General features: G+C 64.3%; 30 protein-coding genes and 1 pseudogene. 17 read left to right on the forward strand and 14 right to left on the reverse strand.

Features of this window, described 5'->3' with window-relative positions:
- Positions 1–96 precede the first annotated feature (96 nt).
- The 3 genes from RGUI_RS14775 to RGUI_RS14785 all read left to right on the forward strand — a co-directional run bounded on the left by RGUI_RS14775 (position 97) and on the right by RGUI_RS14785 (position 3,125).
- Complete coding sequence (locus tag RGUI_RS14775) at positions 97–1,272, forward strand: acetyl-CoA C-acetyltransferase (RefSeq protein WP_081534327.1); 1,176 nt, start codon at positions 97–99, stop codon at positions 1,270–1,272.
- A 100-nt stretch (positions 1,273–1,372) separates the two neighbouring features.
- A complete protein-coding gene (gene phbB, locus RGUI_RS14780; protein ID WP_081534330.1) occupies positions 1,373–2,095 on the forward strand; it encodes an acetoacetyl-CoA reductase in 723 nt (240 codons plus the stop codon).
- A 130-nt stretch (positions 2,096–2,225) separates the two neighbouring features.
- A complete protein-coding gene (locus RGUI_RS14785; RefSeq protein WP_081534333.1) occupies positions 2,226–3,125 on the forward strand; it encodes a DMT family transporter in 900 nt (299 codons plus the stop codon).
- Here RGUI_RS14785 and RGUI_RS14790 read toward each other — a convergent pair.
- The 3 genes from RGUI_RS14790 to RGUI_RS14800 form a co-directional block, all read right to left on the reverse strand.
- On the reverse strand, positions 3,091–3,258 hold the full coding sequence (locus RGUI_RS14790) for a YdcH family protein (RefSeq protein WP_081534336.1): 168 nt from the start codon (positions 3,256–3,258) through the stop codon (positions 3,091–3,093). The two genes, RGUI_RS14785 and RGUI_RS14790, sit on opposite strands and share 35 nt — an antisense overlap.
- Before the next feature lie 104 nt (positions 3,259–3,362).
- Positions 3,363–4,151: a methyltransferase gene (locus RGUI_RS14795; RefSeq protein WP_081534339.1), complete on the reverse strand. Its 789-nt coding sequence runs from the start codon at positions 4,149–4,151 to the stop codon at positions 3,363–3,365.
- Complete coding sequence (locus RGUI_RS14800; protein WP_081534342.1) at positions 4,123–4,344, reverse strand: DUF2007 domain-containing protein; 222 nt, start codon at positions 4,342–4,344, stop codon at positions 4,123–4,125. The genes RGUI_RS14795 and RGUI_RS14800 overlap by 29 nt, the downstream gene beginning before the upstream one ends.
- A gap of 55 nt (positions 4,345–4,399) precedes the next feature.
- Here RGUI_RS14800 and RGUI_RS14805 point away from each other — a divergent pair, with 55 nt between their 5' ends.
- Positions 4,400–5,401, forward strand: coding sequence for a polyprenyl synthetase family protein (locus RGUI_RS14805; RefSeq protein ID WP_081534344.1), 1,002 nt, complete (start codon positions 4,400–4,402; stop codon positions 5,399–5,401).
- 124 nt (positions 5,402–5,525) lie between these two features.
- On the opposite strand, the gene RGUI_RS22200 is transcribed toward RGUI_RS14805, so the two are convergent.
- Together RGUI_RS22200 and RGUI_RS22540 are read right to left on the reverse strand one after the other, a co-directional pair.
- Positions 5,526–6,095: a hypothetical protein gene (locus RGUI_RS22200; RefSeq protein WP_253798460.1), complete on the reverse strand. Its 570-nt coding sequence runs from the start codon at positions 6,093–6,095 to the stop codon at positions 5,526–5,528.
- A 165-nt stretch (positions 6,096–6,260) separates the two neighbouring features.
- Positions 6,261–6,413: pseudogene (locus RGUI_RS22540) on the reverse strand (zinc-ribbon domain-containing protein); the annotation flags it as partial.
- Between the two features lie 103 nt (positions 6,414–6,516).
- Between RGUI_RS22540 and RGUI_RS14815 the strand changes: the two are divergent.
- From RGUI_RS14815 to RGUI_RS14825, 3 genes are read left to right on the forward strand one after another with little or no spacing between them, the layout of a single operon-like run.
- On the forward strand, positions 6,517–7,194 hold the full coding sequence (locus RGUI_RS14815; protein ID WP_081534350.1) for a cell division ATP-binding protein FtsE: 678 nt from the start codon (positions 6,517–6,519) through the stop codon (positions 7,192–7,194).
- Positions 7,194–8,093 (forward strand): ABC transporter permease, encoded by a 900-nt coding sequence (locus RGUI_RS14820; protein WP_156882978.1) that lies wholly within the window; start codon positions 7,194–7,196, stop codon positions 8,091–8,093. The genes RGUI_RS14815 and RGUI_RS14820 overlap by 1 nt, the downstream gene beginning before the upstream one ends.
- A complete protein-coding gene (locus RGUI_RS14825; protein WP_081534356.1) occupies positions 8,094–8,825 on the forward strand; it encodes a 1-acyl-sn-glycerol-3-phosphate acyltransferase in 732 nt (243 codons plus the stop codon).
- A 45-nt stretch (positions 8,826–8,870) separates the two neighbouring features.
- Here the strand turns inward: RGUI_RS14825 and RGUI_RS14830 are convergent, their stop codons facing one another.
- Positions 8,871–9,830: an acetyl-CoA carboxylase carboxyltransferase subunit alpha gene (locus tag RGUI_RS14830; RefSeq protein ID WP_081534359.1), complete on the reverse strand. Its 960-nt coding sequence runs from the start codon at positions 9,828–9,830 to the stop codon at positions 8,871–8,873.
- Positions 9,831–9,956: 126 nt separating this feature from the next.
- Between RGUI_RS14830 and RGUI_RS14835 the strand changes: the two genes are divergently transcribed.
- Positions 9,957–10,418 carry a GyrI-like domain-containing protein gene (locus RGUI_RS14835; protein WP_081534362.1) on the forward strand — a complete coding sequence of 154 codons (462 nt, stop codon included), beginning with the start codon at positions 9,957–9,959 and terminating at the stop codon, positions 10,416–10,418.
- Here the strand turns inward: RGUI_RS14835 and cysK are convergent.
- From cysK to RGUI_RS14850, 3 genes are all read right to left on the reverse strand, one after another.
- A complete protein-coding gene (gene cysK / locus RGUI_RS14840) occupies positions 10,415–11,494 on the reverse strand; it encodes a cysteine synthase A (protein WP_081534365.1) in 1,080 nt (359 codons plus the stop codon). The genes RGUI_RS14835 and cysK overlap by 4 nt on opposite strands.
- 229 nt (positions 11,495–11,723) lie before the next feature.
- A complete protein-coding gene (locus RGUI_RS14845; RefSeq protein ID WP_081534368.1) occupies positions 11,724–12,179 on the reverse strand; it encodes an isoprenylcysteine carboxylmethyltransferase family protein in 456 nt (151 codons plus the stop codon).
- A 65-nt stretch (positions 12,180–12,244) separates the two neighbouring features.
- On the reverse strand, positions 12,245–13,204 hold the full coding sequence (locus RGUI_RS14850) for an L-malyl-CoA/beta-methylmalyl-CoA lyase (protein ID WP_081534370.1): 960 nt from the start codon (positions 13,202–13,204) through the stop codon (positions 12,245–12,247).
- A gap of 230 nt (positions 13,205–13,434) precedes the next feature.
- Between RGUI_RS14850 and dgcN the strand changes: the two genes are divergently transcribed.
- From dgcN to RGUI_RS14865, 3 genes are all read left to right on the forward strand, one after another.
- Positions 13,435–14,436 (forward strand): N-acetyltransferase DgcN, encoded by a 1,002-nt coding sequence (gene dgcN, locus RGUI_RS14855; RefSeq protein WP_081534372.1) that lies wholly within the window; start codon positions 13,435–13,437, stop codon positions 14,434–14,436.
- Between the two features lie 9 nt (positions 14,437–14,445).
- Positions 14,446–15,411: an N-acetyl-D-Glu racemase DgcA gene (gene dgcA, locus RGUI_RS14860; RefSeq protein ID WP_081534375.1), complete on the forward strand. Its 966-nt coding sequence runs from the start codon at positions 14,446–14,448 to the stop codon at positions 15,409–15,411.
- 61 nt (positions 15,412–15,472) lie between these two features.
- Positions 15,473–16,333 (forward strand): D-amino-acid transaminase, encoded by an 861-nt coding sequence (locus RGUI_RS14865; protein WP_081534378.1) that lies wholly within the window; start codon positions 15,473–15,475, stop codon positions 16,331–16,333.
- A gap of 6 nt (positions 16,334–16,339) precedes the next feature.
- Here RGUI_RS14865 and RGUI_RS14870 read toward each other — a convergent pair whose 3' ends face one another.
- The 3 genes from RGUI_RS14870 to RGUI_RS14880 all read right to left on the reverse strand — a co-directional run bounded on the left by RGUI_RS14870 (position 16,340) and on the right by RGUI_RS14880 (position 19,154).
- On the reverse strand, positions 16,340–17,983 hold the full coding sequence (locus tag RGUI_RS14870; RefSeq protein WP_081534381.1) for a SulP family inorganic anion transporter: 1,644 nt from the start codon (positions 17,981–17,983) through the stop codon (positions 16,340–16,342).
- 96 nt (positions 17,984–18,079) lie between these two features.
- Positions 18,080–18,397 (reverse strand): DUF1244 domain-containing protein, encoded by a 318-nt coding sequence (locus RGUI_RS14875; protein ID WP_081534384.1) that lies wholly within the window; start codon positions 18,395–18,397, stop codon positions 18,080–18,082.
- A 16-nt stretch (positions 18,398–18,413) separates the two neighbouring features.
- The gene (locus tag RGUI_RS14880) at positions 18,414–19,154 is read right to left on the reverse strand and encodes an N-formylglutamate amidohydrolase (protein ID WP_081536112.1); all 741 of its coding nucleotides are present in this window, start codon (positions 19,152–19,154) and stop codon (positions 18,414–18,416) included.
- A gap of 136 nt (positions 19,155–19,290) precedes the next feature.
- On the opposite strand from RGUI_RS14880, the gene pyk reads away from it, so the two are divergent.
- The 4 genes from pyk (at position 19,291) to rplT (ending at position 22,296) form a co-directional block, all read left to right on the forward strand.
- The gene (gene pyk / locus RGUI_RS14885) at positions 19,291–20,736 is read left to right on the forward strand and encodes a pyruvate kinase (protein ID WP_081534387.1); all 1,446 of its coding nucleotides are present in this window, start codon (positions 19,291–19,293) and stop codon (positions 20,734–20,736) included.
- Positions 20,737–20,906: 170 nt separating this feature from the next.
- Positions 20,907–21,545 (forward strand): VPLPA-CTERM sorting domain-containing protein, encoded by a 639-nt coding sequence (locus RGUI_RS14890; RefSeq protein ID WP_156882979.1) that lies wholly within the window; start codon positions 20,907–20,909, stop codon positions 21,543–21,545.
- A 174-nt stretch (positions 21,546–21,719) separates the two neighbouring features.
- On the forward strand, positions 21,720–21,920 hold the full coding sequence (gene rpmI / locus RGUI_RS14895; RefSeq protein WP_081534392.1) for a 50S ribosomal protein L35: 201 nt from the start codon (positions 21,720–21,722) through the stop codon (positions 21,918–21,920).
- Between the two features lie 13 nt (positions 21,921–21,933).
- Positions 21,934–22,296, forward strand: a complete 363-nt coding sequence (gene rplT, locus RGUI_RS14900; protein ID WP_081534395.1) for a 50S ribosomal protein L20 — start codon at positions 21,934–21,936, stop codon at positions 22,294–22,296.
- A 63-nt stretch (positions 22,297–22,359) separates the two neighbouring features.
- On the opposite strand, the gene RGUI_RS14905 is transcribed toward rplT, so the two are convergent.
- On the reverse strand, positions 22,360–22,977 hold the full coding sequence (locus RGUI_RS14905; RefSeq protein WP_081534397.1) for a nitrogen fixation protein NifQ: 618 nt from the start codon (positions 22,975–22,977) through the stop codon (positions 22,360–22,362).
- 229 nt (positions 22,978–23,206) lie between these two features.
- On the opposite strand from RGUI_RS14905, the gene pheS reads away from it, so the two are divergent.
- Positions 23,207–24,280: a phenylalanine--tRNA ligase subunit alpha gene (gene pheS, locus RGUI_RS14910; protein WP_081534400.1), complete on the forward strand. Its 1,074-nt coding sequence runs from the start codon at positions 23,207–23,209 to the stop codon at positions 24,278–24,280.
- Positions 24,281–24,612: 332 nt separating this feature from the next.
- Here the strand turns inward: pheS and RGUI_RS14915 are convergent, their stop codons facing one another.
- Complete coding sequence (locus RGUI_RS14915) at positions 24,613–25,320, reverse strand: VPLPA-CTERM sorting domain-containing protein (RefSeq protein WP_172841162.1); 708 nt, start codon at positions 25,318–25,320, stop codon at positions 24,613–24,615.
- 187 nt (positions 25,321–25,507) lie between these two features.
- On the opposite strand from RGUI_RS14915, the gene RGUI_RS14920 reads away from it, so the two are divergent.
- Positions 25,508–25,798 carry a YrhK family protein gene (locus tag RGUI_RS14920; RefSeq protein ID WP_371586880.1) on the forward strand — a complete coding sequence of 97 codons (291 nt, stop codon included), beginning with the start codon at positions 25,508–25,510 and terminating at the stop codon, positions 25,796–25,798.
- Positions 25,799–25,908 lie beyond the last annotated feature (110 nt).

Genomic DNA, 25,908 nt, shown 5'->3' on the forward strand with positions numbered 1-25,908 from the left:
GGTAAGGATCTGATCCCGGTCGAGGGGGCTGTATTTCTGCGACTGCATCCCTATAGTGCGCGCCGACATGCACCCGAGGGGAGAAGGACCTTACCCATGACCAATGTCGTTATCGTATCTGCCGCACGGACGCCGGTCGGCAGCTTCAACGGATCGTTCGCGACCGTCCCGGCCCATGATCTGGGCAAGGTGATGCTGGAAGCTCTGGTCGAGCGCGCGGGAATCGACAAGTCGGAGGTTTCCGAGACCATTCTCGGTCAGGTCCTGACCGCCGGGCAGGGGCAGAACCCGGCCCGTCAGGCCCATATCAATGCCGGCCTGCCCATCGAATCGGCCGCGTGGAGCATCAACCAGGTTTGCGGATCGGGCCTGCGTTCGGTTGCGCTTGCCGCACAGCACATCATGCTGGGCGATGCCGCGATCGTCGCGGCCGGTGGCCAGGAAAACATGACGCTTTGCCCCCACGTTGCGCATCTGCGCGCCGGCCACAAGATGGGCGACGTCAAGTTCATCGACGCCATGATCAAGGACGGTCTGTGGGATGCCTTCAACGGCTATCACATGGGCCAGACCGCCGAGAACGTCGCCGAGCAGTGGCAGATCAGCCGCGAGCAGCAGGACGAATTCGCGCTGGCATCGCAGAACAAGGCCGAGGCCGCCCAGAAGGCCGGCAAGTTCCAGGACGAAATCGTCTCGGTTACCGTGCCCAACCGCAAGGGCGATATCGTTGTCGACGCCGATGAATACATCCGTCACGGCGCCACCATCGAGAACATGCAGAAACTACGCCCGGCCTTCGCCAAGGACGGCTCTGTCACCGCGGGCAACGCCTCTGGCATCAATGACGGTGCTGCCGGCGCCCTTCTGATGTCGGCCGAAGAGGCCGAGAAGCGCGGGCTGGAGCCGCTGGCGCGCATCGTCTCCTACGCGACGGCGGGTCTCGACCCCTCGATCATGGGCACCGGCCCGATCCCGGCGTCGCGCAAGGCGCTGGAAAAGGCTGGCTGGAAGGCCGAGGATCTGGATCTGGTCGAGGCCAACGAGGCGTTCGCCGCGCAGGCCTGTGCCGTGAACAAGGACATGGGCTGGAACCCCGAGGTCGTGAACGTGAACGGCGGCGCGATCGCCATCGGTCACCCGATCGGCGCCTCGGGTGCGCGTATCCTCAACACCCTGCTGTTCGAGATGAAGCGCCGCGACGCCAAGAAAGGTCTCGCCACGCTGTGCATCGGCGGCGGCATGGGTGTCGCCATGTGTCTGGAACGCCCGTAAGCGGTGATCCGCGAAATGACGGGCGCGCAATATTGTTGCGCGCCCTTTTTATATTCCGTAACAACGTTGCGGATTAACGAATGATCATCCCGGAGGAATCATGTCCAGAGTTGCACTCGTCACCGGCGGCAGCCGCGGCATCGGCGCGGCCATCTCCAAGGCGCTGAAAGACGCAGGCTATACCGTTGCCGCCACCTATGCCGGCAACGATGAAAAGGCTGCGGCCTTCACCGCCGAGACCGGCATCAAGACCTACAAGTGGAACGTGGGCGACTATGCCGCGTCCAAGGAAGGCATCGAGAAGGTCGAGGCCGATCTGGGCCCCATCGACGTGGTCGTGGCCAATGCGGGCATCACCCGCGATGCACCGTTCCACAAGATGACCCCCGAACAGTGGCAGGAAGTGATCGACACCAACCTGACCGGTGTCTTCAACACCGTCCACCCGATCTGGCCCGGTATGCGCGAGCGCAAGTTCGGCCGTGTGATCGTGATTTCCTCGATCAACGGGCAGAAGGGCCAGTTCGCGCAGGTGAACTATGCCGCGACCAAGGCGGGCGATCTGGGCATCGTCAAGTCGCTGGCGCAGGAAGGCGCGCGGTTCGGCATCACCGCCAACGCGGTCTGCCCCGGCTATATCGCCACCGAGATGGTGATGGCGGTGCCGGAAAAGGTGCGCGAAGCGATCATCGGCCAGATCCCGGCCGGGCGCCTGGGCGAGCCCGAGGAAATCGCGCGCTGCGTGGCGTTCCTCGCCTCGGACGACGCCGAGTTCATCAATGGCTCGACGATCTCGGCCAATGGCGGCCAGTTCTTCGTTTAACCGCCGTTACTTGAAACGATCCGGGCCGGTCCTGCGGGGCCGGCCCTTTTGCATGCGCTTGTCTCCTGGCGTCGCAGGCTGCGCGCGTTGGCCTCTGGCATCAGCGGGCCGGGGCGGATAAGGCCACGCCATGACCCGCCTTCGTGCCACAGCCATCGGATTTGCCGCCGTCCTGCTTTGGGCGCTGCTGGCGCTGTTCACAGTCGGCTCTGCCCCTGTGCCGCCCTTGCAGCTTAACGCGCTGTGTTTCGCCATCGGTGGGGCGATCGGGCTGATCTGGGTGGTGGTCTCGGGCGAGGTGCGGGCGCTGGTCCGGATCCCGCTGAGGGTCTACGTCTTCGGCACGGCGGGGCTTTTCGGGTATCACGCCCTCTATTTTTCGGCGCTCAGGCTGGCGCCCGCGGCGGAGGCGGGGTTGATCGCCTATCTCTGGCCGTTGCTGATCGTTCTGTTCTCGGGGCTCCTGCCCGGAGAGCGGTTGCGGGCGGGTCATATCGTCGGCGGGCTGGCCGGGTTCGTCGGGGCCGCGCTGATCGTTGCACAGGGTTTGACCGGGTTCGACGCGGCTGCCCTGCCGGGATACGGGCTGGCGGCGCTATGCGCGTTGACATGGTCCAGCTACTCGGTTCTGTCGCGGCGGCTGGGCGACATCCCCACGGCAAGCGTCGCCGTCTTCTGCCTGTTGACCGCGGCACTTTCCCTGCCGTTGCATCTGGCGTTTGAGACGACGGTCTGGCCGCAAGACATGCTTGGCTGGTTCAGCGTGCTTGCCCTGGGGCTTGGGCCGGTCGGTCTGGCCTTCTATGTCTGGGATATCGGGGTGAAGCGTGGGGACATTCAGCTTTTGGGGGTGGCGAGCTATGCCGCGCCGCTTCTGTCTACCCTCGTTCTGGTCGGCGTGGGCATCGCGCGCCCGACGCCTGTTCTTTTCGGTGCAGCCCTGTTGATCACCGGTGGGGCGGCGCTGGCCGCATGGGCCAGCGCACATGGGCGTGTCAGGCCTGAGACAGTTTCTCGATCTGATCCTTGAGACGAAGCTTTTCCTTTTTGAGTTCTGCGACCTGAAGGTCGTCTACGGCGGGCGCGCGTTGCGCTTGTTCCACCTGTTGCGCGAGAGTCTGATGCTTTCTGCGAAGCTCCTGCAGATGCGAACTCAGATTCATGGTCGATGCTCCTCTCATGGTGTCATGCAACCATTACAGTGCAGCACGAAAATCGAGTCGTGTCACCTCCTTGAAACGTTGGCAATAAAGCTTAACCGGATTTGTCAAGCCGGCCATTTCACCGCGGCGCCCTGACGCAGGATCGCGGTGATCTGTGGGGTGTAGCTGTCACAATCTCGTGTGTGGTGTGTGCCGCCATGCAGGACAAGCGGAGCGTGCAGGCGAAACGCGCCGCGCCCGCCTTTTCGTGCCCTGAGAATCACGAGCTTCGCCGCCCGGTCCTGCCGGGGCGAAAGCGGCAACACCTCGCCACTGCCCAACCGATCCGTCAGGGCGCTCAGCATGTCGGGCAGGCGTTCGGCCCGCTGGATCATCGTCAGCCAGCCACCGGGGACAAGCCGCCGGGTCGCGGTTTCGATCCAGTCCCGCAGCGGGGTTTCCTCGCCCAGGGCGGTTTCGCGCCCGGCGTCCTGCGCCCCGGTTCCCCGGTCGCGCTGAAAATAGGGTGGGTTGGCGATGACGTGATCGAAGCTTTGCGCCTTGAGAACCGTTGGCAACCGCGTGAAATCGGCCGTGACAACCATCAGGCCGATGTCGTTTTCAACCGCGTTTCGGTGCGCGAGATCGGCATAGTCGGGCTGAAGCTCGACGCCGGAAAGTGACAGGTCGGGCACGCGCGCGCCGAGACACAGGCTTGCCACGCCCACGCCGCAGCCAAGTTCAAGAATGCTTTGGCCCGCGCGGGCGGGGACGGAGGCGGCCAGCAAGACAGGGTCGATCCCCGCGCGATACCCGTCCCTGGGTTGCCAGATATGCAGGCGCCCCCCGAGAAAGCGATCCTGCGTCAGCGCCGCTGCGGTCACCCTATCCGGCCTCGCTGACCTCGATGCCATTGTCGCGCAGAACGGCGCGGGCGCGGAACAGATCGCGGTCCACCACCATGATCCGGCGCGGCAAAACGCCTATTGAGCCTTCAAGCACGCTCATGTGGACATCCATCTGAAAGCAGTCTATCTCCTCGCCCTGAAGCAGCGCCGTGGCGTAGGCGATAAGCGTCGGGTCGTTGGTGCGGATCAGTTCTTTCATGACAGCGACTTAAGGGTAAATCTTTCCCTTTGTCGAGTAACGAGACGAGGCCGCGATGGGCTTGGACGACGCAGTCAGAAAACCGCATGAGCGCCTTGGCGCCCTGTTGTCCGAGGAAATGGCCGCGGTCGACAAGCTGATCCGCGAGCGGATGACCTCGGAACATGCGCCCCGCATCGACGAGGTCGCGGCGCATCTGATCAGTGCCGGTGGCAAGCGGCTGCGCCCGATGCTGACCATCGCGTCCGCGCGGATGTGCGGCTATGACGGCCCCTATCACCTGTATCTGGCCGCAACGGTGGAATTCATCCATACCGCGACCCTTCTGCATGACGACGTGGTGGACGAAAGCGGCAAACGGCGCGGGCGCCCCACGGCGAACCTCTTGTGGGACAACAAATCCAGCGTTCTGGTGGGCGACTACCTGTTCGCGCGGTCGTTCCAGTTGATGGTCGCGCCGGGCAACCTGAAGGTGCTGGACATCCTGTCGAATGCGGCCGCCGTGATCGCTGAGGGCGAGGTGCTGCAACTGACCGCTGCGCGCGACCTGAAGACCACTGAAGAAATCTATTTCAAGGTGATCCGCGGCAAGACGGCCGCGCTCTTTGCCGCTGCTACCGAAGTGGGCGGCGTCATCGCGGGAATGGACGACGAAAAGGTTCGCGCGCTTCACACCTATGGCGACGCGCTGGGGGTCAGCTTCCAGATCGTGGACGACCTGCTGGATGTGGCCGGCGATACCGCGGCGACGGGCAAGAATGTCGGTGACGACTTCCGGGAGCGGAAGCTGACGCTGCCGATCATCAAGGCCATCGACAAGGCCGATGAGGAAGAACGCGCCTTCTGGCTGCGCACCATCGAGAAGGGCGACCAGCGCGACGGGGATCTGGAGCATGCGCTTGCCCTGATGGACAAGCACGGCACCATCGACGCCACGCGCGCTGCGGCGCTCGACTGGTCGGCGCGGGCGAAAGAGGCACTGACCCATCTGCCGGAGCATGAAATCCGCGACATGCTGACCGATCTGGCCGATTACGTGGTCGCGCGGATCAACTAGGGCCTCATCGCCGACCCCCTGCCGGGACGACACGGGCAGAGGGCTGGCGCGATCCGGTCAAGCCCAAGCTTGAAATCAACAAAATGCGGGCGCGTGCCTTTGGATGCACGCGCCATTGTTTGTGTCAGTTGCCGGTTGTCGCGGGCAATTGGTCGACAAGGCGTGCGACTAGGGCCGGAACGGTCTCGTTGATCCAGGCCCGCGCGCCGTCGATGACCGAGACATAGGCCGTCATCGGCGGCTCCAGCATCGGGTGCAGGCCGGCGATCTGCGGGGCGAGGGCATAAACCGCGATCACCATGGCGGCAATCGCAACCACGCCAAGAAAGCCGCTGCGGAAACTGCTGCGTCTGCTATCCCTCTCCCGTTTCCACGCGGCCATGTCGGTCACGCGATCGGAACTGGCACTGAGGGTCGAGTTGATCTGGTCGATGTCCGGCAGCCGCTCCCGTTTCGACTGGGAAGGTGGCACGGGGGGCGCATCCACCTGCGCGTTCCATCCTGTCCCGCTGTCGGGCATATCCGTTCTGGGAGCGGGTTTTTGCGGTGCGCTGTCGAGGCCGAGTTCCGCCTGTTCCGCGAAGGTTTCGGTGGTCGCCTCCTGCTTGCGGGCGCGCCGTTCGCGCTCTGCCTCCTCGCGCAGGATTCCCAGAACGGACTGGTCGATTTCCCGCCGCGATGGCTCGGGTGGCACAGGCGGTTCCACCGAACGGGTCTGCGTTGTCTGGACCGTTTCCCGAGCCGGAGGAACGGCTTCTTGCGCCGCCGGGACGGCAGGCTGGGGGGCAGGGCTGGGGGCGTCGGCCAGCGGCGCAACCGGCTGGGCGGTGTCCCCTTCCGGGCCGACGAACCAAAGATGTCCGCAGTTCGAGCACTGGACGTCGCGGCCCTCATCAGGGATGACCGCAGGGTCCACCTCATACTCGGCGCTGCACTCTGGGCAAATCAGTCGCATGTTGTTGCCTGTTGCGCCCCGTTCCGGGGCTTCGACCCTGCTTGTCATTTTGTTCATGTTGTATCACTGACCTAGAAAATTCAAAGCCTTTGACGCCTTGGGCAATTGAACGCGGCACGCGCCTCGGGCATACCCATGGTCCAGCGGGGTGGAGACGGGCATGATCGAGTTCGAGAACGTGTCCCACAGCTATGGCGGCGGCGAACTCCTTTCGGGCATTTCTCTGCGCCTGGCACCGGGGGCGTTTCATTTCCTGACCGGCCCGTCCGGCGCAGGCAAGACCACCTTCCTGAAAATCTGCTACGCAGAGCTTACCCCGCGCGAAGGCGATGTGCGACTTTTTGACGCATCCGTGCGGGGTATGGACCGGAACGACGTTGCCCTGACGCGCCGGCGGATCGGCGTCGTCCATCAGGAATGCCAGTTTCTGGATCACCTGCCGCTGATCGAAAATCTGGGGCTGCCGCTTCTGGCCGCGGGCCGCGACCCCGATGCCGAGGCCGCCAACCTGCAGGAACTTCTGGTCTGGGTCGGGCTGAAGTCCCGGGCCGAGGCATTGCCCCCAGAGCTTTCGGGGGGCGAGCGTCAGCGCGCCGCGCTGGCGCGGGCGGTCATCATGGCACCCGATGTGATACTTGCCGATGAGCCCACGGGGAACGTGGATTGGGAGATGTCGCTGCGGATTTTGCGCTTGCTGGTGGAACTGAACCGGTTGGGCAAGACCATCCTGATCGCGACCCATGATCTGAACCTGATCCGGGCCGCGAAGGCGCAGGTTGCCGCCCGCGTGCTTCGGATCAAGGACCGGAAGGTGCAGCAGGCAGGGGTTGATTTGTGATGCAGGTCATCCGCGACATTCACAAGCTTGCCGGCGATCCCCGGGTCGGTCGCATCGTGCCCAGAAACGATTTCACGGCCCGCCTGACCGTCTTTACCTCGGCGGCCATGGCCTTTCTGGCGGTCTTTGCGCTTGCCCTGACGCTGGCCTCCGGGCGGTTGGCGGAGCGTTGGTCGGATGCGCTGGCGCGGACGGCCACAATTCGGATCTCGGCCCCCGCCGGACAGGTCGAGGCGCAGACGCAGGCGGTGCTGGACGTTCTGAAGACGACGCCCGGTGTGGCGTCCTCCCGGCTGATTTCGGACGAGGAACAGCGAGACCTGCTGGCACCGTGGTTTGGCCCCGACCTGCCGGTGGAGACATTGCCGTTGCCCCGGCTTGTGGAACTGACCGAGACGGGCGAAGGCTTCGATGCCGCTGCGCTGCGCCTGCGGCTGGCAGGGGAGGCACCGGGCGCGGTGCTGGACGATCATGCGCGCTGGCGCCGCCCGCTTGTCCAAGCGGCGGACCGGATGCGGCTTCTGGGCGTGCTGTCGGCCGCTCTGATCGGGGCGGCCATGGCGGCGATGATCGCGCTGTCGGCACAGGCGGCGCTGTCGGCCAATGCCCGTGTGATCGAGGTACTGCGGCTGATCGGGGCCGAGGACACGTTCATCGCGCGGGCCTTCGTGCGCCGTTTCACCCGGCGGGCGATAGAGGGGGCGGCACTCGGGACGCTGGCGGGGATCGGGGCGGTTGCCCTGATGCCCGGTACGGATGGGGCCGGCGGGTTTCTGACCGGCCTCGGCTTCAACGGGGTGGAGTGGTTGTTGCCGTTGGGGTTGGTTCCCTTCGCCGCCATGGTTGCGTTTCTTGCAACCCGGTGGACGGCGATGCGGGTACTAAGGGGGATCACCTGAATGCGATACGCGGTTCAATACCTGCGCTCACTGGTTTTCGTGACGCAGATGTATCTGATGATGCCGGTCGTCGCGCTGCTCTATACGCCGCTGGCGGCGGTCTCGCGGGCATGGGCGTATCGCGCAGTCCATCACTATTGCTTCTGGGTGCGTTGGACGGCGGGGTGGATGATCGGTCTGAAGTCCGAGGTGCGGGGAACGCCACCGACAGGCGAAGTGATGATCGCCTCCAAGCACCAGTCCTTCTTCGACATCATCATGCTGGCCAGCGCCACGCCGCGCCCGCGCTTCATCATGAAGAAGTCGCTGAAATGGGCGCCCATTCTCGGCTGGTACGCCCTGCGGATCGGCAGCGTGCCGGTCGACCGCGGCAAGCGCGGGCAGGCGATTCAAGAGATGGTTCGGCGGGTGGCCGAGGGGCAGCAGGAGCCGGGCCAGCTTGTCATCTATCCCCAAGGCACCCGGGTCGCGCCCGGCGTGGTTCGGCCGTACAAGATCGGGACAGGTGTGCTCTACCGGCAGTTCGGGCATGAATGCGTGCCGGCGGCCACGAATGTCGGTGTGTTCTGGCCCCGGACCGGTATCTATCGCAAGCCGGGAACGGCCGTGGTCGAGTTCTTGTCCCCGATCCCGTCTGGCAAGCCCGTCGACGAGTTCATGCAGGAACTGGAAAGCAGGGTGGAAGGCGCGTCGAACCGCCTGATGGCGGAGGCGGGTTTCACACAAGGTTAGGGGGCCAACAGGCCGCTCAGCATGGGGCCAGCGACCTTGCGCGCCTTACGCGGCTAGCCCGCGCGACCCCATCTTCAGGAACTTTTTCCGGCGGTCTGCAATCAGCTTGTCCCGGTCAAAGGCGCCGAGGTCATCCAGCATCGCCTTGATGTGCTTGCCGACGGACTCGATGGCTTCCTCGCGCCCGCGCTGGGCCCCGCCAAGCGGTTCCGGAATGATCCGGTCGATCACGCCCAACCGGTGCAGGTCCTGCGCGGTCAGCCGCAAGGCTTCGGCGGCCTCGCGCATCTTCTCGGCATCCTTCCACAGGATCGAGGCGCAGCCCTCGGGCGAGATCACCGAATAGACTGAATGTTCCAGCATCGCGACCCGGTTTGCCGTGGCAAAGGCCACCGCCCCGCCCGATCCGCCCTCGCCGATGATCACGCTGATCAGCGGCACACCGATCTGAAGGCATTTCTCCGTCGACCGGGCGATCGCCTCGGACTGGCCGCGTTCCTCGGCGCCCTTGCCGGGATAGGCGCCGGGCGTGTCGACCAGCGTTATCACCGGCAGCTTGAACCGGTCGGCAAGATCCATCAGCCGCACGGCCTTGCGGTATCCTTCGGGGCGGGCCATGCCGAAGTTGCGCTCCAGCCGCGTCTTGGTGTCGAACCCCTTCTCGTGGCCCAGAACCACCACCGGCTTGTCGTCGAACCGGGCGATCCCGCCCATCACCGCGCTGTCCTCGGCAAAATTGCGGTCCCCGGCCAGCGGCGTGTATTCGGTGAACAGCGCCTCGATATAGTCCTTGCAGTGGGGACGGTCGGGGTGCCGTGCGACCTGACATTTCCGCCATGGTGTCAGGGTCTTGTAGAGTTCCTGCAGAAGGCTGGCGGCCTTGCGGTCTAGGGCCGCGGCTTCCTGCTCGACATCCATTTCCTCGTTGGCGCGGGCCAGTGCCCGCAACTCTTCGGCCTTGCCTTCGATCTCGGCCAGGGGCTTTTCGAATTCGAGGTAGTTCATGGACGGCCTCCCGCTCTCATCCGCGCGTATATGACGGCGCCGGGTGCCATTTGCAACAGCGTACCAACTGGACGCAAGGACGCGGAGGGCTATGGTCGGTGCGGCGTGTTTGGTCGAGGGGTTTGAATGTTTTCTGTCGAGGTTCGGGAGCTGCCTGCCATGACCGTTCACGGTCTTCCCCACCTCGGACCCTATACGGCAATCGGGCCGACCTTTCGAAAGCTTGGCCTGCGCCTTGAGGCGGCGGGGCTGGTTGATCGTGCATGGCCCTGGGTCGGGGTCTACCATGACGATCCCGCCCGGGTCGCAGCGCGGGAGCTGCGCAGCCATGCCTGTTGCGTGCTTCCCGATGGTGCGGCTGTGCCTTGGGGATTCGAATGTGTGAAACTGGCCGGCGGGCGCTGTGCCGTGCTGCGGTATCGCGGCCCCTATTCCGGGCTTGCCGCCGCGTGGGGCTGGCTGTTCGGGGACTGGCTACCGGGCCACAAGGCAATGCCCCGTGGCCCGACCTTCGAAATCTACCGCAGCATGTTCCCGACCGTGGCGGCAGAGGAGCAAGTGACGGAGATCTGCGTACCGCTGGTCTAACCCAGACGGAACCCCGGCGTGGAGGCTGCGATGGCCTGTTCGTCGGCGTCCATGTCGGCAGCGATGTCGTCGAACAGCGGCGTCGAGAGGTACCGCTCCCCGGTGTCGGGCAGCATGCACAGGATGACTGCGCCCGGTTCGGCCTTCTCCGCCACGGCGAGTGCGACGGCAAAGCTCGACCCGCCGGAGATACCTGTCAGGATGCCCTCCTTGCAGGCCAGATCCTGCGCGGCCTTGATCCCGTCGGGACCCGCGACAGGGATCAATTCATCATAGAAGCCTTTGTCGAGCGTTTCCTGCAGGACCAGCGGAATGAAATCCGGTGTCCAGCCCTGGATCGGGTGCGGTTGGAAGGCCGGGTGGCTTTCGTCCGGTTCACCCTCGGCCGTCCGCCCCTGTGCATGGCCGCTGGCGACCAGTTGCGCATTGGCCGGCTCGCTGAGGATGATCTTCGTCTCGGGCCTGTTCTGGCGCAGGGCGCGGGCGATCCCCGTGACCGTTCCCCCCGTGCCGTAGCCGGTAACGACGTAGTCCAGCCTTTGGCCGTCGAAATCGGACAGGATCTCGCGGGCGGTGGTCGTCTCGTGGATATCGGCATTGGCGGACGTCTCGAACTGATGGGCCAGGAACCATCCATTCGCCTCGGCCAGTTCCTTGGCTTTCTTCACCATGCCCATCGCCTTGTCCGCCTTTGGCGTCAGCACCACCTTGGCACCCAGCATCCGCATCAGTTTCCGCCGCTCGACCGAGAAGCTTTCGGCCATGGTGATGACCAGCGGATACCCCTTTTGCGCGCAAACCATGGCCAGCCCTATACCGGTATTGCCGCTGGTCGCTTCCACAACGGTCTGGCCGGGTTTCAGATCCCCGCTCCGCTCTGCCGCCTCGATGATGTTGACGGCCAGCCGGTCCTTGACCGAAGCCCCCGGGTTGAACGCCTCGGCCTTGACGTAGATCGTCACGCCATTGGGCCCAAGATTGTTGATGCGGATCGCGGGCGTGTCGCCGATGGTGTCGAGGACACTGTCAAAAAGCCGCCCGCGGCCGTTGGTGGTTCGGATGCTGGTTTCGGTCATTGCCTCTCCCTACGGCGGCGCGGAGTCGGCCGCCTGTGACTTGTTTCTCGCGACGGACAATAGCAATCCGCGCGAGGACGTGCAGGGGGGCAGGCAAATTGAGGACGGGTTTGCGGGGGGCTTTTGCCGGACGAAAGCCCGTTCGCTGGGGTATCCGGGCGATAGAAGCGGGGACCAGAACGAGACGCACCGGCCGGATACCATTCCGCCCAGCTGGGGCGCATTAGCGCTACAGCCAGCGCCGGACGCGACCTTTATACGCCAAATAGTCGGCTCCGAAGGTGTCTTCGGCCCGCTCCTCCTCCATCCGGATGAAGTACCCGTTGGCAATCGCAAAGAAGACCGCGGGGGTCAGCAACGCACCCCAATCATTTGCGAAGAGCGAAATCCCGGCCAGCATGACTATGAAAGCAAGATACATAGGGTTGCGCGAATGGGCGAAGGCGCCGGTGGTCATCAGGTTGCGTGGCGCCTTGTAGGGATTGATTTCGCACCCGTTGCGGATAAACGGGTGGTGGGCCCATAGCATCAGTGCCAGTCCAGCCGCGAACACCAGAACGCCCACAAGCCGTAGCGGCCAGGCTGGCGTTAGAAGCGTGCCGCCGGGGAGCAGCCATAAAACGCCAATCGCTATCAATAAGACCTGAAAGACGCGGGGCGGGATGAACCGAAACAATCCAGACATGAGGCGCCGACCAACCTAGCAGTGCAAGATTGGTCTGCGCCTGCGACCCCGCGCTGTCAAGCGGGTCACGCAGCGCCGATCATCTCGGACTGTTTCACGATCACCTCGGCCTGCTTGATCGAGGCGATGTCGACCAGACGGCCCTTGTAGACGGTTGCGCCTGCGCCCTCGGCCTTGGCCTTTTCCATCGCGGCGAGGATCTCGCGCGCCTCGGCCACGGCTTCTTCGGACGGCGTGAACACCTCGTTGGCCAGCGCCACCTGCTTGGGGTGGATCGCCCATTTGCCGACCATGCCCAGCGTGGCAGAGCGCAGCGCCTGCGCGCGGAACCCTTCGTCATCCGAGAAGTCGCCGAACGGGCCGTCGACCGGCAGCACGCCGTGGGTGCGGCAGGCGGCGACGATGGCGGTTTGCGCCCAATGCCACGGGTCGGACCAGTATTTCGCCCCTTCGCGGATCATGTAGTAGTTTTCCTGCGTCCCGCCGATGCCCGTGGTGGCCATGCCCATCGAGGCTGCGAAATCGGCGGCGCCAAGGCTCATCGCCTGCAGGCGCGGGCTGGCCGCCGCGATTTCTTCGACATGGGCGATGCCAGCGGCGGATTCGATGATCACTTCGAACGCGATGGGCTTGGTCCGGCCCTTGGCGCGTTCGACCGCGGTGACCAGTGCGTCGACGGCATAGATGTCGGCGGCACAGCCCACCTTGGGGATCATGATCTGATCCAGCCGGTCCGACGCGTTTTCCAGCAGGTCCACCACATCGCGATACCAGTAGGGGGTATCCAGCCCGTTGATGCGGACGCTCAGATGCTTGCCGCCCCAGTCGATATCGCCAATGGCCTGGATGATATTCACCCGCGCCGCATCCTTGTCGTCGGGGGCCACCGAATCCTCAAGATCGAGGTTGATCACGTCCGCGGCGCTGGCCGCCATCTTCTCGAAGATCGCGGGGCGCGACCCCGGGCCGAACAATTGGCAGCGGTTGGGACGAGAGACCGGCGTGGGCTGGATACGGAAGGACATGGAAGACCCTTTCGGCAAGGATGTGTCGTTTGAATCGGTCTGCGTGATAGAATGTTGCGCGCCCTTCCGCAAGCGATTTCGCCGCGCTGCAGCGCGGGCGCATGTTTCTTCATCAGCGGCGTGCGAAATTCGAACGATCTTGCCCGGCCGCCCCCCGCGGGATGCCAGATCGGCAGAACATTTCCCGCCCCGATGCTAGGTTTCCCGCCAACAAATGAGGGAGCCGTTGGATGATCGAAACGCCGTATCTGCTGTTTCTCGGGGACGCGCCGGACCAGCTATCGTCAAAGGTGGCGCAGGGTATCCGGGATTGGCGGCCGGACAATGCCGTGGGCCAATACCGGATGGAGGGCTGCAAGGCCGATCTTCGGCTTCCGGACATGGATCTGGCAGAGGCGCGTGCCGCAGGTGCAAAGACGCTTGTTGTGGGCGTTGCCAATCGCGGCGGGGTGATCTCGCCCGCTTGGAAAAAGGTGCTGGTTGCCGCGCTTGAGGAAGGGTTCGACCTTGCCAGCGGTCTGCACAACCTGTTGCGCAATGAACCCGACCTTGCTGCCGTGGCCAAGGCGACGGGCCGCGCCCTGCACGACGTCAGGGTGCCCGAGGTGGCCTATCCCATCGCGAACGGAAAGCGGCGCAGGGGGAAGCGGTGCTTGGCCGTGGGCACGGACTGCTCGGTGGGCAAGATGTACACCGCGCTGGCGCTGGATCGGGACATGAAGGCGCGCGGGCTGAAATCGACCTTCCGGGCGACGGGGCAGACCGGCATCCTGATCACCGGGGATGGCGTGCCACTGGACGCCGTAGTGGCCGATTTCATGGCCGGGGCGATCGAATGGCTGACGCCCGACAACGACCCCGACCATTGGGATATCATCGAGGGGCAGGGGAGCCTTTTCCACGTCTCCTATTCCGGGGTCACCCTTGCGCTGATCCACGGGGGGCAACCTGACGCTCTGATCCTCAGCCACGAACCCACGCGTCCGCATATGCGGGGGCTGCCGGACTATGGCCTGCCGAGCCTTGAAGCGGTGCGCGACGTGTCGCTGACACTGGCCCGCTTTGCCAACCCCGACGTTCAGGTGGTGGGGGTTTCCGTCAACACCGCTGCGCTGGATGAGGCTGCGGCCCTGGCCTGCATGGCCGAGATCGAGGACCGGATGGGACTGCCGACGGTGGATCCGTTTCGGCAGGGCGCGGGACGTCTGGTGGATGCGCTCGTGGCGCTGTAGGGTGCCCGCATGAAGATTGCAGTCACCAAAGATACGTTCCAGTTCGCCGAACCGTTCACCATCTCTCGCGGCTCCAGAAGCGAGGCGGTGGTGCTGACGGTCCGTGTTTCCGCCAATGGTGCCACGGCATGGGGCGAATGTGTGCCCTATGCCCGCTATGGCGAAACGCCGGAAAGCGTGGCCGCGCTGATCGAGGGCTTGCCCGATAGCGTCAACCGCCAGAACCTTCAGGAGTTGCTGCCTGCCGGGGCCGCCCGAAATGCCGTGGATTGCGCGCTTTGGGACCTGTCGGCCAAGCGGGCGGACAAACGGGTCTGGCAATTGCTGGGCCTGCCCACGCCAAAGCCGGTCGTGACGGCCTATACGCTGTCGCTGGACACGCCCGAGAACATGCGCGCTGCCGCGGCCAAGAATGCCCACCGACCGCTGCTGAAGATCAAGCTGGGCACCGAGGCCGACATGCCGCGGCTGGAGGCCGTGCGCGAAGGCGCCCCCAAGGCCCGGATCATCGTGGACGCCAACGAGGGGTGGAGCGCCGAGGTCTACGCCGACCTTGCCCCCCATCTGGTCCGGCTGGGCGTCGAACTGGTGGAACAGCCCCTGCCGGCCGATGCCGATGACATGCTGGCCGAAATCGAACGCCCGGTGCCGGTCTGTGCAGATGAGTCCTGCCATGACCGGGCAAGCCTGCCGGCGCTGAAGGGCAAGTACGACGTCGTCAACATCAAGCTCGACAAGACCGGCGGCCTGACAGAGGCGATGGCGCTGCGGGCCGAGGCCAGGAAACAGGGGTTCGGCATCATGGTCGGCTGCATGGTGGGGTCGAGCCTTGCCATGGCACCCGCGGTCGTGGTGGCGCAGGGCGCGGCGGTGGTGGACCTTGACGGCCCGCTGCTTCTGGCCGAAGACCGGCCGGTGCCGCTGAAGTACGACGCCGCGGGTGCGCACCCGCCGAGCCCGTTCTTATGGGGCTGATCTGATCAGTTAACGGGTGGCCTCCTTAGCCGGGGCCGACAGTAAGGAAGGAAATACCGCGATGAGCCGGACCGTCTATGTCAACGGGGTCTACATGCCCGAGGAAGAGGCCAAGGTCTCGATCTTCGACCGCGGTTTCCTGTTTGCCGATGGCGTTTATGAGGTGACGAGCGTTCTGGGCGGCAAGTTGGTCGATTTCCACGGTCACGCAAGGCGGCTGGAACGGTCGCTGGGCGAGTTGGACATGCCCGCCCCGGTGACGGTGGAAGAACTGCTGGATATCCATCGCGAATTGATCGTCCGCAACGAGGTGACCGAGGGGATGATCTATCTACAGATCACCCGCGGCGCGCCGGCCGACCGTGACTTCGTGTTCCCCGACCCCGAAGCGACCCCGCCAACCCTTGTGCTGTTCACGCAATCCAAGGCCCTGATCGAAAGCCCGGCCGCGGAGAAGGGGCTCTCGGTCATCTCCATCGACGATATCCGTTGGGGACGGCGCGACATCAAGACGGTGCAACTGCTGTACCCGTCGATGTGCAAGATGATGGCCAAGAAGGCCGGCGCCGACGATGCGTGGATGGTCGAGGACGGTTTCGTGACCGAAGGCACCTCGAACAACGCCTATATCGTGAAGGGCGGCAAGATCATCACCCGAAGCCTCGGTACCGAGATCCTGCACGGGATCACCCGTGCCGCCGTCCTGAAATTCGCGCGCGAGGCGCAGATGGAGGTAGAGGAACGCCCCTTCACCCTGGAGGAGGCCAAGCAGGCGGACGAGGCGTTCATCACCTCGGCGTCGACCTTCGTGATGCCGGTGGTCTCGGTCGATGGGGTGTCGCTGGGCGATGGCACGCCGGGCCCCGTGGCGCGACGGCTGCGTGAACTTTACATCGACGAAAGCGTCAAGGCCGCCATCTGAGACGGGTCAGACCGCGCGCTTGCGCGCGGTCGCGACGTCTGGTGCCCGTGCTGTCGTATCCGGCAGGCCCGCCGCTTTCAGCATCTCCATGTGTTGGGGGCGCGGCGCGGCCAGAGTGACCTGCATGCCCTGATCCTGCGCCTTTCGGATGAATCCGGTCAGGCTGTGCGCGCCGGTCATGTCCAGAAGGGGCACATCGGCCAGATCGAGGATCAGATGGCGGGGGCGCGCGACGATCTGGTCCAGAACACTTTCGATCACCGGGGCGGAGCCGAAGAAATAGGCCCCTGTCAGCCGCAGCACCACCGTTTCGCGGGTTTCCCCGCGGTCTTCGGGCCGGGAAACGGTATCGGCTTCATCCAGCATCGTGTCCACGCCGCTCATCTGCGCCATGCGGTGCATGAAGACCAGCGCGCCAAGGGCAAGGCCGGTGACGATGGCCTCTGTCAGGTCGCGAAGAACGGTCATGGCGAGCGTTGCCAGCAGCACCACCGCCTCTGCCCGTGCCGTGCGCAGCAGGGTGCGGATCGCCTTGAGGTCGATCATGTGCCATGCGACCGAGACGAGGACGCCAGCAAGCGCGGCCAGCGGGATGGCGCTTGCCAGCGGGGCCAACAGCAGGACCATCGCCAGAAGGGCAAGCGCATGGATCATGCCCGCCACGGGGCCATGCGCGCCGGAGCGGACATTGGTTGCCGTTCGCGCGATGGTGCCGGTGACGCAGAAGCCGCCGAAACAGGCCGTGGCCATGTTGGCCACACCTTGCCCGACCAGTTCGGCGTTTGAGCGATGGCGCCGCCCGGTCATCGAGTCCGCGACCACGGCGGACAAAAGCGACTCGATGGCCCCCAGCAGGGTGAAAGCCAGCGCGTCGGGCAGCACGGCCTGCACCTTTCCCCAAGACAGGTCTGGCAGGTGCGGTGCGGGCAGGCTGGAGGAGAGCCCGCCATAGGCGCTGCCGATGGTCGGCACGGGCAGTTTCATCAGCCAGACCGTAAAGCCGGCCAGCGCGATGGCCGCCAGCATCCCGGGAAAGCGCGGGGCCATCCGGCGCTGGACGCTGATGAACGCGAACGCGCCGACACCCATCGCGACGTTCAGGAGGCTGAAGGTCGGCAGCGCATCCCATAGGACCGGCAGCTTTTCCAGAAAGGGGCCCGGTTCCGGCCCGTCCAGCGTGAGCCCTAGGAACGGCCGCATCTGGCTGACAAGGATGATGACGCCGATCCCGGCGGTAAAGCCCACCGTGACCGGGTAGGGAATGAACTTGACGAAACTGCCCAGCCGCAGCGCGCCCGCCGCGGCCAGAAATATCCCCGAAAGGAATGTCGCGAGCGCCAGACCGTCCAGCCCGTGCCGCTGCACCGTGGCCAGAACCAGAACGATAAAGGCCCCCGCCGGACCGCCGATCTGGTACCGGCTGCCGCCCAGAAGCGACACGAGGAACCCGCCGATAATGGCGGTCACCAACCCACGGTCCGGCGGCACGCCAGAGGCAATCGCGATGGCCAGTGACAGGGGCAGCGCGACCACGGCGACGGTCAGGCCGGCGATCAGGTCGGCGCGGAAGGCGCGCAGGCCATAGCCCTCCGCCATGACCGAGACGATCTTGGGGGTGAATTGCACGATTGTAGGCGCGGGCGCTTTCATGCCGCTTTCCGGAATGGGATAAATTGCTGTCAGGACTGTCGTCGTGATAGCGCCCGTGACAGGAAATGTCCCTGTCTAATCCTGTCGCTGGTGGGCTCAGCCGCTGTCCTTGCCGACATTCTCGGCATAGGCCGTCTGGAAGGCATCCTGTTGTGCGGCCGTCGCTTCGGTCTGGTACGTCGCCTTCCACTCGTCATACGGCATCCCGTAGAACGCCTGCCGCGCCTCGGCCTGGGTCATCTCGACCCCGCGCTCTGCCGCGGCTTCCTGCATCCAGCGGGACAGGCAGTTTCGGCAAAACCCGGCAAGGTTCATCATGTCGATGTTCTGCACGTCGCGCCGGTCTTCCATCAGGTGCTGCTGTAACCGGCGAAAGGCGGCCGCCTCGATCTCGGTTCGTGTCTGGTCGTCCATGGTCTTTCCCCTCCCTTTACAGGCCCGCTTCGACCAGCGCTTCCTCCATGATGGGGGCAAGCCGGTCGGCCCAGGCGATCTGGTCTTCCTCCGTGGCGATCACGTCGTTGCGCAACTCGATCAGCACGTTCGGCAGGCTGTTGGCGATGGCGTGCCGGTCGACGGCGTCCCCTTCCAGATGGCCGCCATAGGGTTCGTTTTCGCCGACGAAAAGATCGGGCTCCTGGTTCAGGCGATCGATCAGGGGGCGGGCAAGCCGATCATCGGCGCCATGCAGGATACCGATCTGCCAGGGCCGGTTGTCGCGGCCGCGCAGGCGCGGTGCAAAGCTGTGGATCGCGAGGTACACCGTATCGGGCCGTCGGGCCACCAGCCGGGCGACCTCGCCATGATAGAGGCGCCAGAAGGCGTTCAAGCGCCGTTCGACTTCGGCCTCGTCGACGTCACGGTTGGCCGGAATCACTGACCCGTCGTATAGCCGCATCACCAGCGTCGGGTCGTCTTCGCCACGATTCGGGTCGATGACGAGGCGGGAAAAGTTCGTGTGGACGAACGGCCCGTTCAACTTTTCGGCAAGTCGCGCAGCGACCCCCGCCGCGCCGGGGTCATAGGCGATATGCCGGGCCATATCCTCTGGCGTCAGCCCCAAACTGCCGCCATTTACGCTGTCCGGCACGGTATTCGTGGCATGGTCGCAGGTGACCAGCCAGCGCGCCGTGCGCCCCTTTTCGACGGTTGTGTATGCCTGATAAGTCATCGCCATGTCATCTTTCTGGGTCACATGGCCCCAAGAACGGCCGCGGCACAAGGGCCAATTGCCTTTGGGCGGACTTGCGCCCTAGACGAATGTGTGCAACCGCATACCGCGCGGTCGAAGCAACAGATGGGACAGGATGAGACGTCTTCGCAATCTGAAAATCGTGGCCACCCTCGGGCCGGCCTCTGACGACTACGACATGATCCGGGCCCTGTTCGAGGCGGGGGCCGATGTCTTCAGGCTGAACATGAGCCATGGTGCGCATGAGGAGATCGCCCGCCGCCATGCCATCATCCGGAAGATCGAGCAGGACACCGGTCGCCCGATCGCGATCCTTGCCGACTTGCAGGGGCCGAAACTGCGATGCGGGACCTTCGCGAACGGTGCCGCCGAGCTTGAGGATGGGCAGGACTTCCGGTTCGACCTTGATCCCACGCCGGGAGAGACGCACCGGGTGCAACTGCCCCACAAGGAAATCTTCGAGGCACTGGAGCCCGGTTCCACGCTGCTGGTCAATGACGGCAAGCTGCGGCTGAAGGTCAAGGATTGCGGTCCGGACTTTGCCAATTGCGAGGTTGTGGTTGGCGGTACGATCTCGAACCGCAAGGGCGTGAACGTCCCCGATGTGGTGCTGCCCGTCGCCGCGTTGTCGGAAAAGGACCGGCGCGATCTGGATTTCGTTCTGGAGCTTGGCGTGGACTGGCTGGCGCTGTCCTTCGTGCAGCGGCCCGAGGATGTGACCGAGGCGCGCGCGCTTGTGGGCGACCGTGCCGCGATCCTGTCGAAGATCGAGAAGCCCGCGGCGGTGCAATGCTTCGACGATATCCTCGCGGTGTCTGACGGTATCATGGTCGCCCGCGGCGATCTGGGGGTCGAACTGCCAGTGCAGGCTGTTCCACCAATTCAAAAACGTCTGGTTCGTGCTTGCCGTGCAGCGGCCAAGCCGGTCATCGTGGCGACCCAGATGCTGGAAAGCATGATCGAAAGCCCGATGCCCACCCGGGCAGAAGTGTCAGACGTGGCAACCGCGATCTACGAAGGGGCCGATGCGGTGATGCTGTCGGCGGAGTCCGCGGCGGGCCAGTACCCGCTTGAGGCCGTGACGACCATGAACAATGTCGCGGTGGAGGTCGAAAGCGACCCGACCTATCGCGCCATTCTGGACGCCAGTCGCCATGCCAACCGGTCCACCGTGGCAGACGGGATCGTGTCGGCGGCCCGCGAGATTGCCGAGACCGCCGATATCAAGGCAATCTGCTGTTTCACCGAATCCGGCACGACCGCCCTGAAGACGGCCCGCGAACGGCCTCGGGTCCCGATCATTGCCTTGACGCCCTCGACGGCGACGGGACGGCGGTTGTCGCTGAGCTGGGGGATCAACTGCTACTTCAATGAGACGGTGGAACGCTTCAAGATGGCGGTGGTCAGCGCGGCGCGCGCGGCCCGTGCGGGCGGCTATGGCGAGGGCGAGGATCAGATCATCGTGGTCGCGGGCCTGCCCTTCAACATGCCGGGCACGACGAACATCCTGCGCGTCGCCCCGTGCGAGGAACGGCTGATCTTCAACGTGGAGCCGGAATAGCGCGCGCCAATAGAACGACGCCGCGCCGCCGGGTTGAACCCGCGTGTCACGCCGTACCGTCCCATCTCCTTCAGGTTTGGGGCGGTGCGGCGTCGGTCAACTTGTCGCCTTACATGACTCGTGATGGGACGAAATAGTGAATCTGTTTTATAGGTTTTCTGGAGCATCCCATGAAAGTTGCATCGCCTTTGCTCGCCCTGTCTCTCGGACTTGCGGCAACGTCCCTTTCAGCGGCCTCGGTCTCGGTCGAGGGTCACGTCAGCGTGGAATTCACTGGTTTCTCGACCACCGCCTATGGTGGGCAGACCTTCGATAACCCGCTCTCTTATGACGACCCGTTGTTCTATGACGATCCGCTGTTTTACGATGACCCTCTGTTCTATGATGATCCGCTTTTCTTTTCTCAGATCATAGCAAACTGGACATGGGCGGAACTCTTTTCGCCAACCGGGGCGGCCGAGTTTCTGGAACGTGGAAACGAGATCTTTGTCTTGGGATGCTCGGGGCAAATGCTCTTTGCCTGTGCGGGAAATCCCGTGCTGTCCGGGGAACTCGACACGTTTGACTATAGCTTTTCGGATGCTGAACTGATCTTTTCACCCGCTGGCTATACGTCGACGGGATCGGCAAGCGCGTGGTCCAACGCTGCAGGTCGGCACAGCTATGACAGCGTTGTCGTGACCGTCTCGTTCGACCGGTTTTTGGTTGACGGTGTCCAAGTGGCGCCTGTCCCCTTGCCTGCGACGGCGTTGCTATTCGGCGGAGCATTTGCTGCGCTCGGCCTGATCGCCCGGCGTCGCGACACCTAACCCAAAGGCGTAGGGCTGTTCCCGCTGGCCTAGACTGCCCGCGAGCGCAACCTTGGTGCGTCAAAAGCCCTTGCCCATATCGCGCTTGGCGCTTATAGGCGGGGCTTCGTTCGGCGCGACCGGCCCCCGTGGCATGCCGAGTCGCGTGTTAACCGCCCGCAAGAGGAGACGGAAATGCCCAAGATGAAGACAAAGTCGAGCGCCAAGAAGCGCTTCAAGGTGACGGCGAAAGGCCGGGTCAAGGCGGCCCAGGCCGGCAAGCGCCACGGCATGATCAAGCGGACCACCAAGTTCATCCGTACCGCACGCGGCACGACCACGCTCTCGGCCCCGGACGAGAAGCTGGCCAAGTCGTACATGCCCTATTCGCGCTGAGGAGGCCTGAGAAATGTCCCGAGTCAAAGGTGGAACCACCACTCACGCCCGTCACAAGAAGGTCATCAAGGCTGCCAAAGGCTACTACGGCCGTCGCAAGAACGCCTTCAAGACTGCCACGCAGGCTGTCGACAAGGCCAACCAGTACGCGACCCGCGACCGCAAGCAGCGCAAGCGGAATTTCCGCGCGCTCTGGATCCAGCGGATCAACGCCGCCGTGCGGGCCCATGATGAGGCACTGACCTATTCGCGCTTCATCAACGGTCTGAACACCGCCGGGATCGAGGTGGACCGCAAGGTTCTGGCCGATCTGGCCGTGAACGAGCCCGAAGCCTTCGGTGCTATCGTGGAAAAGGCCAAGGCCGCGCTCGCCTGATCGCGTTTCGACCCTGATAAACAGCCCCGTCCGTGACAATCGGGCGGGGTTTTTCGTTTTCGATCAGCCGATGTTGACAAGCGTCTGTGTGTCCGCCCGCCGTGATCGGGCCAGACGGGCTTCACCGGTTTCCTCGCCAAAGCACATGTCGAAATCGCTGCAGTCGGTGCACACCGGCGTCGTGCACAGAACGAAGCCTTCGGCCTCGCACAGTTTGCGGTAGAAGAAGCGTTTCCATTTCATGCCATCGGAATTCTGGCGCGCCAGCGGCCCGAAATGACGGTCGAGCAAGTCAGAGAGTTCGTCCCGGTTCCGCAGCCCCAGATCCTGCCACAGGTGGTTCGGCTCCACCGCCCGTCGCGCCACCATTGCGGCCAACGGTGTTTCCAGCGGGTTCTGGCCGCTGGCATGGCTCAGCAGCAACCCCCGGACCGACTCTTCCTCGATCTCCGGTGTGTGGCGTCCGCCTGCGGCCATATCGGCAAGGGCCGCCGCACGGCTTGGGAAGTACTGCCCGGCCATGTCAGCGATTGCCGATTGCGTCAGACCGCACCGGTCGGGAAGGGCGCCGCCTTCCTCGATCGCCAGCGCGAGGATCGAGGCGACGATATGGGTGTCGAATGGATCGACATCGCGATTGGCACCGGCCATCAGCCAGCCATAGGCATCGCCATCGATCATGGTTGCATTCTCCCCTGTCTGCGCATCGCAAAACGATCCATGTCTGGGCAGGCGCGGTCAACGTTTGGGCGCTAGCAGACCAAATGCTGCCAGTCCGGCGCACAGAATTGCGGCAACGATGGCCTGCGGTGCATCCTGGGTCGGCATTCCGCACCCGGTGCTGCGGCGCATTTGCAATCCCCGGGGCCTGTGCTATCGACCCCGCGGACAGCGTGACCGGAGGGGCCAGATGGACGATCTGAGGCAAAAATATCTCGACGCGATTGCCGGGGCAGCGGATGAGGCCGGGCTTGAAGACCTGCGCGTGCAGGCCGTTGGCAAGAAGGGCGAGATCAGCCTGAAGATGCGCGAACTGGGCAAGATGAGCCCCGAGGAACGGCAGGTCATGGGGCCGAAGCTGAACGCGCTGAAGGATGAGATCAACGCAGCCCTCGCCATCAAGAAAGAGGCGCTGGCCGACGCGGCCCTGAACGAGCGGTTGCAGGCCGAATGGCTGGACGTCACGCTGCCCGGGCGCCCGCGGCCGCGGGGTACCGTGCACCCGGTCAGCCAGGTGACCGAGGAGATCACCGCGATCTTTGCCGATATGGGCTTTGCCGTGGCCGAAGGCCCGCAGATCGAAAGCGACTGGTACAATTTCGACGCACTGAACATTCCGCCGGAACACCCCGCCCGGCAGGAGCATGACACCTTCTTCATGTCCCGTGCCGAGGGCGACGACCGCCCGCCCCATGTGTTGCGCACCCATACCTCGCCGGTGCAGATCCGCGCGATGCAGGCGCAGGGCGCGCCGATCCGGGTGATCGCGCCGGGGCGCGTCTATCGCTGCGACTATGACCAGACCCACACGCCGATGTTCCATCAGGTCGAGGGGCTGGCCATCGACCGCGATATCTCCATGGCGAACCTGAAATGGGTGCTGGAGGAGTTCTGCCGTGCGTTCTTTGAGGTCGAGGGGGTGGAGTTGCGCTTCCGAGCCTCCCACTTCCCGTTCACCGAACCCTCGGCCGAGGTCGATATCCGCTGTTCCTGGTCGGACGGGTCGCTGAAGATCGGCGAGGGCGACGACTGGATGGAGATCCTCGGCTCCGGCATGGTGCATCCCAAGGTGCTGGCCGCGGGCGGCATCGACCCCGATCAGTGGCAGGGCTTTGCCTTCGGCATGGGCATCGACCGTCTGGCGATGCTGAAATACGGCATCCCCGATTTGCGGGCGTTCTTCGATTCTGATTTGCGGTGGCTGCGGCACTACGGGTTCAGCGCGCTGGATCGGCCGACCCTGCATGGCGGGCTGAGTGGGTGAAGCACTCGCCCGGGCGACCGGCCCGGGCCAAGCCTTTCACGCGGCTCCGCGTGTTCGGCCCTGACACCGTCCAGCGGACGATGTCCTACACGGGCCTCACCCTTCCCTTGGTAGGTTGAGATTTCGACGGTTCAAGAATCACATTCGTTTGAGGAGCGTGGCCTCAAAATCAAGCAGACCAAACCGGAGTTGCGCACTCACTGAGGCCCGGGCGCTGCCCGTTGTTTATAGCTGGGTGGGGTCGCGCCGCGAATTTTGGCTGCCGCCGGCGTTCCCCCAACAAAAAAGGACAGGCCCGGGAGAGCCTGCCCCTGTCTTCATGAAAAGAAAGGTCAGCCGCGGCGGCGTACCACGAACCCGGCGAGGCCTGTCAGCAACAGAAGACCTCCCGCGGGTAGCGGTACTGGGGGAGTTTGTGCCACGGGTCTGCCCTCGCCCCCAACGAACATGTTCCCGTAAAGGGTAAAATAGGCGATGCCGTGCGGGGCGAGGGTGTAGTCGATGACAGACGTAATTGTCTGGGTGGCATCAAGCTCGTCCGTTACGGTCCAGGCAAAGGGTTGGAAGTATTCCTCGAAATCCGGCGCCATCAGGTCGGTGCCGAACTGGTAGTCAAAAATCGTGCGGGCCTGTGCGACATCATCCGGCCCGCCGTCTGTTCCGACCGAAGCGGAGATCAGGCCGTCGATCATGACGGTGAAGACGGCCGTTTCGGTGTCGCTGTCGTTGATGATGTAATAGCTGCTCGCGAATTCGACGAGTCCATCGGCGGTGCCGTCCCCGGCACTGAAACTGGACGATGCGTCGACCGAGAATTCGGTCGGGCGGTCGAAGGCATTGACCACGCTGGCGGAGCCGGTGGTGTTTTCGTCGTTTTGATCCCAGTTGTCATAGGCCGGGACGTAGACGCGCAACGCGTCATAGGCCGCGAAATCCGGCATGGTGATCGTGAATGAAACCGCAGACTGCCCCGTAGTGGCCGAAAAAACCGGCGTAGCGACCAGCGCCCCGAATGCGACGCTGCCGAGAAGTGTCCTCAACATAAGTTCCCCCTTCGATAATGCGAACCCAACATTCATAGAGTACCGGCCGGGCCGGGAGCTGGGCTATACCCCGGTTGGGGAATGGGGCGTGGATCCTATCGATCGGTGGCTCTGGCGCGGGCCGTTGAACCCGAAATGCGGCGGCCGCGTTGGTCCCTGGGAAACTGGAACCGAGGAGCGCCCCATGTCGATGACCCTTTTCCGCCACGAGAACCGCGAACGGACGGCCGACACCCGGCGGGTCTATGCCTTGTATGAAATTGCCCATACCGCCGTCGACTTCGCCGCGGCGCTTTGTTTCCTTGCCGGGTCGATCCTGTTCTTCTGGCCGTCGGTGGAGACCGCGGCGATCTGGCTTTTCGTGATCGGGTCGGTCTTCTTCTTCCTCAAACCCGCGATCCGGTTGGCGCGCGAAATCAAGCTCTACCGGATGGGCCGGATCGACCGCCTCGCGGCCCGGGCGCGGGAGGAGTAGGCACCTCAGAACGCGACAGGACCGCGACAAAGACAACTGTCACCGCTTCTTCATCGAACTGTACGGCCCCTGAAACAAACTGGGGGAATGTCTTCTGCCCACGGGTTCAC

Origin of the sequence: Rhodovulum sp. P5, from assembly GCF_002079305.1 — a bacterium.
GTDB lineage: Bacteria > Pseudomonadota > Alphaproteobacteria > Rhodobacterales > Rhodobacteraceae > Rhodovulum.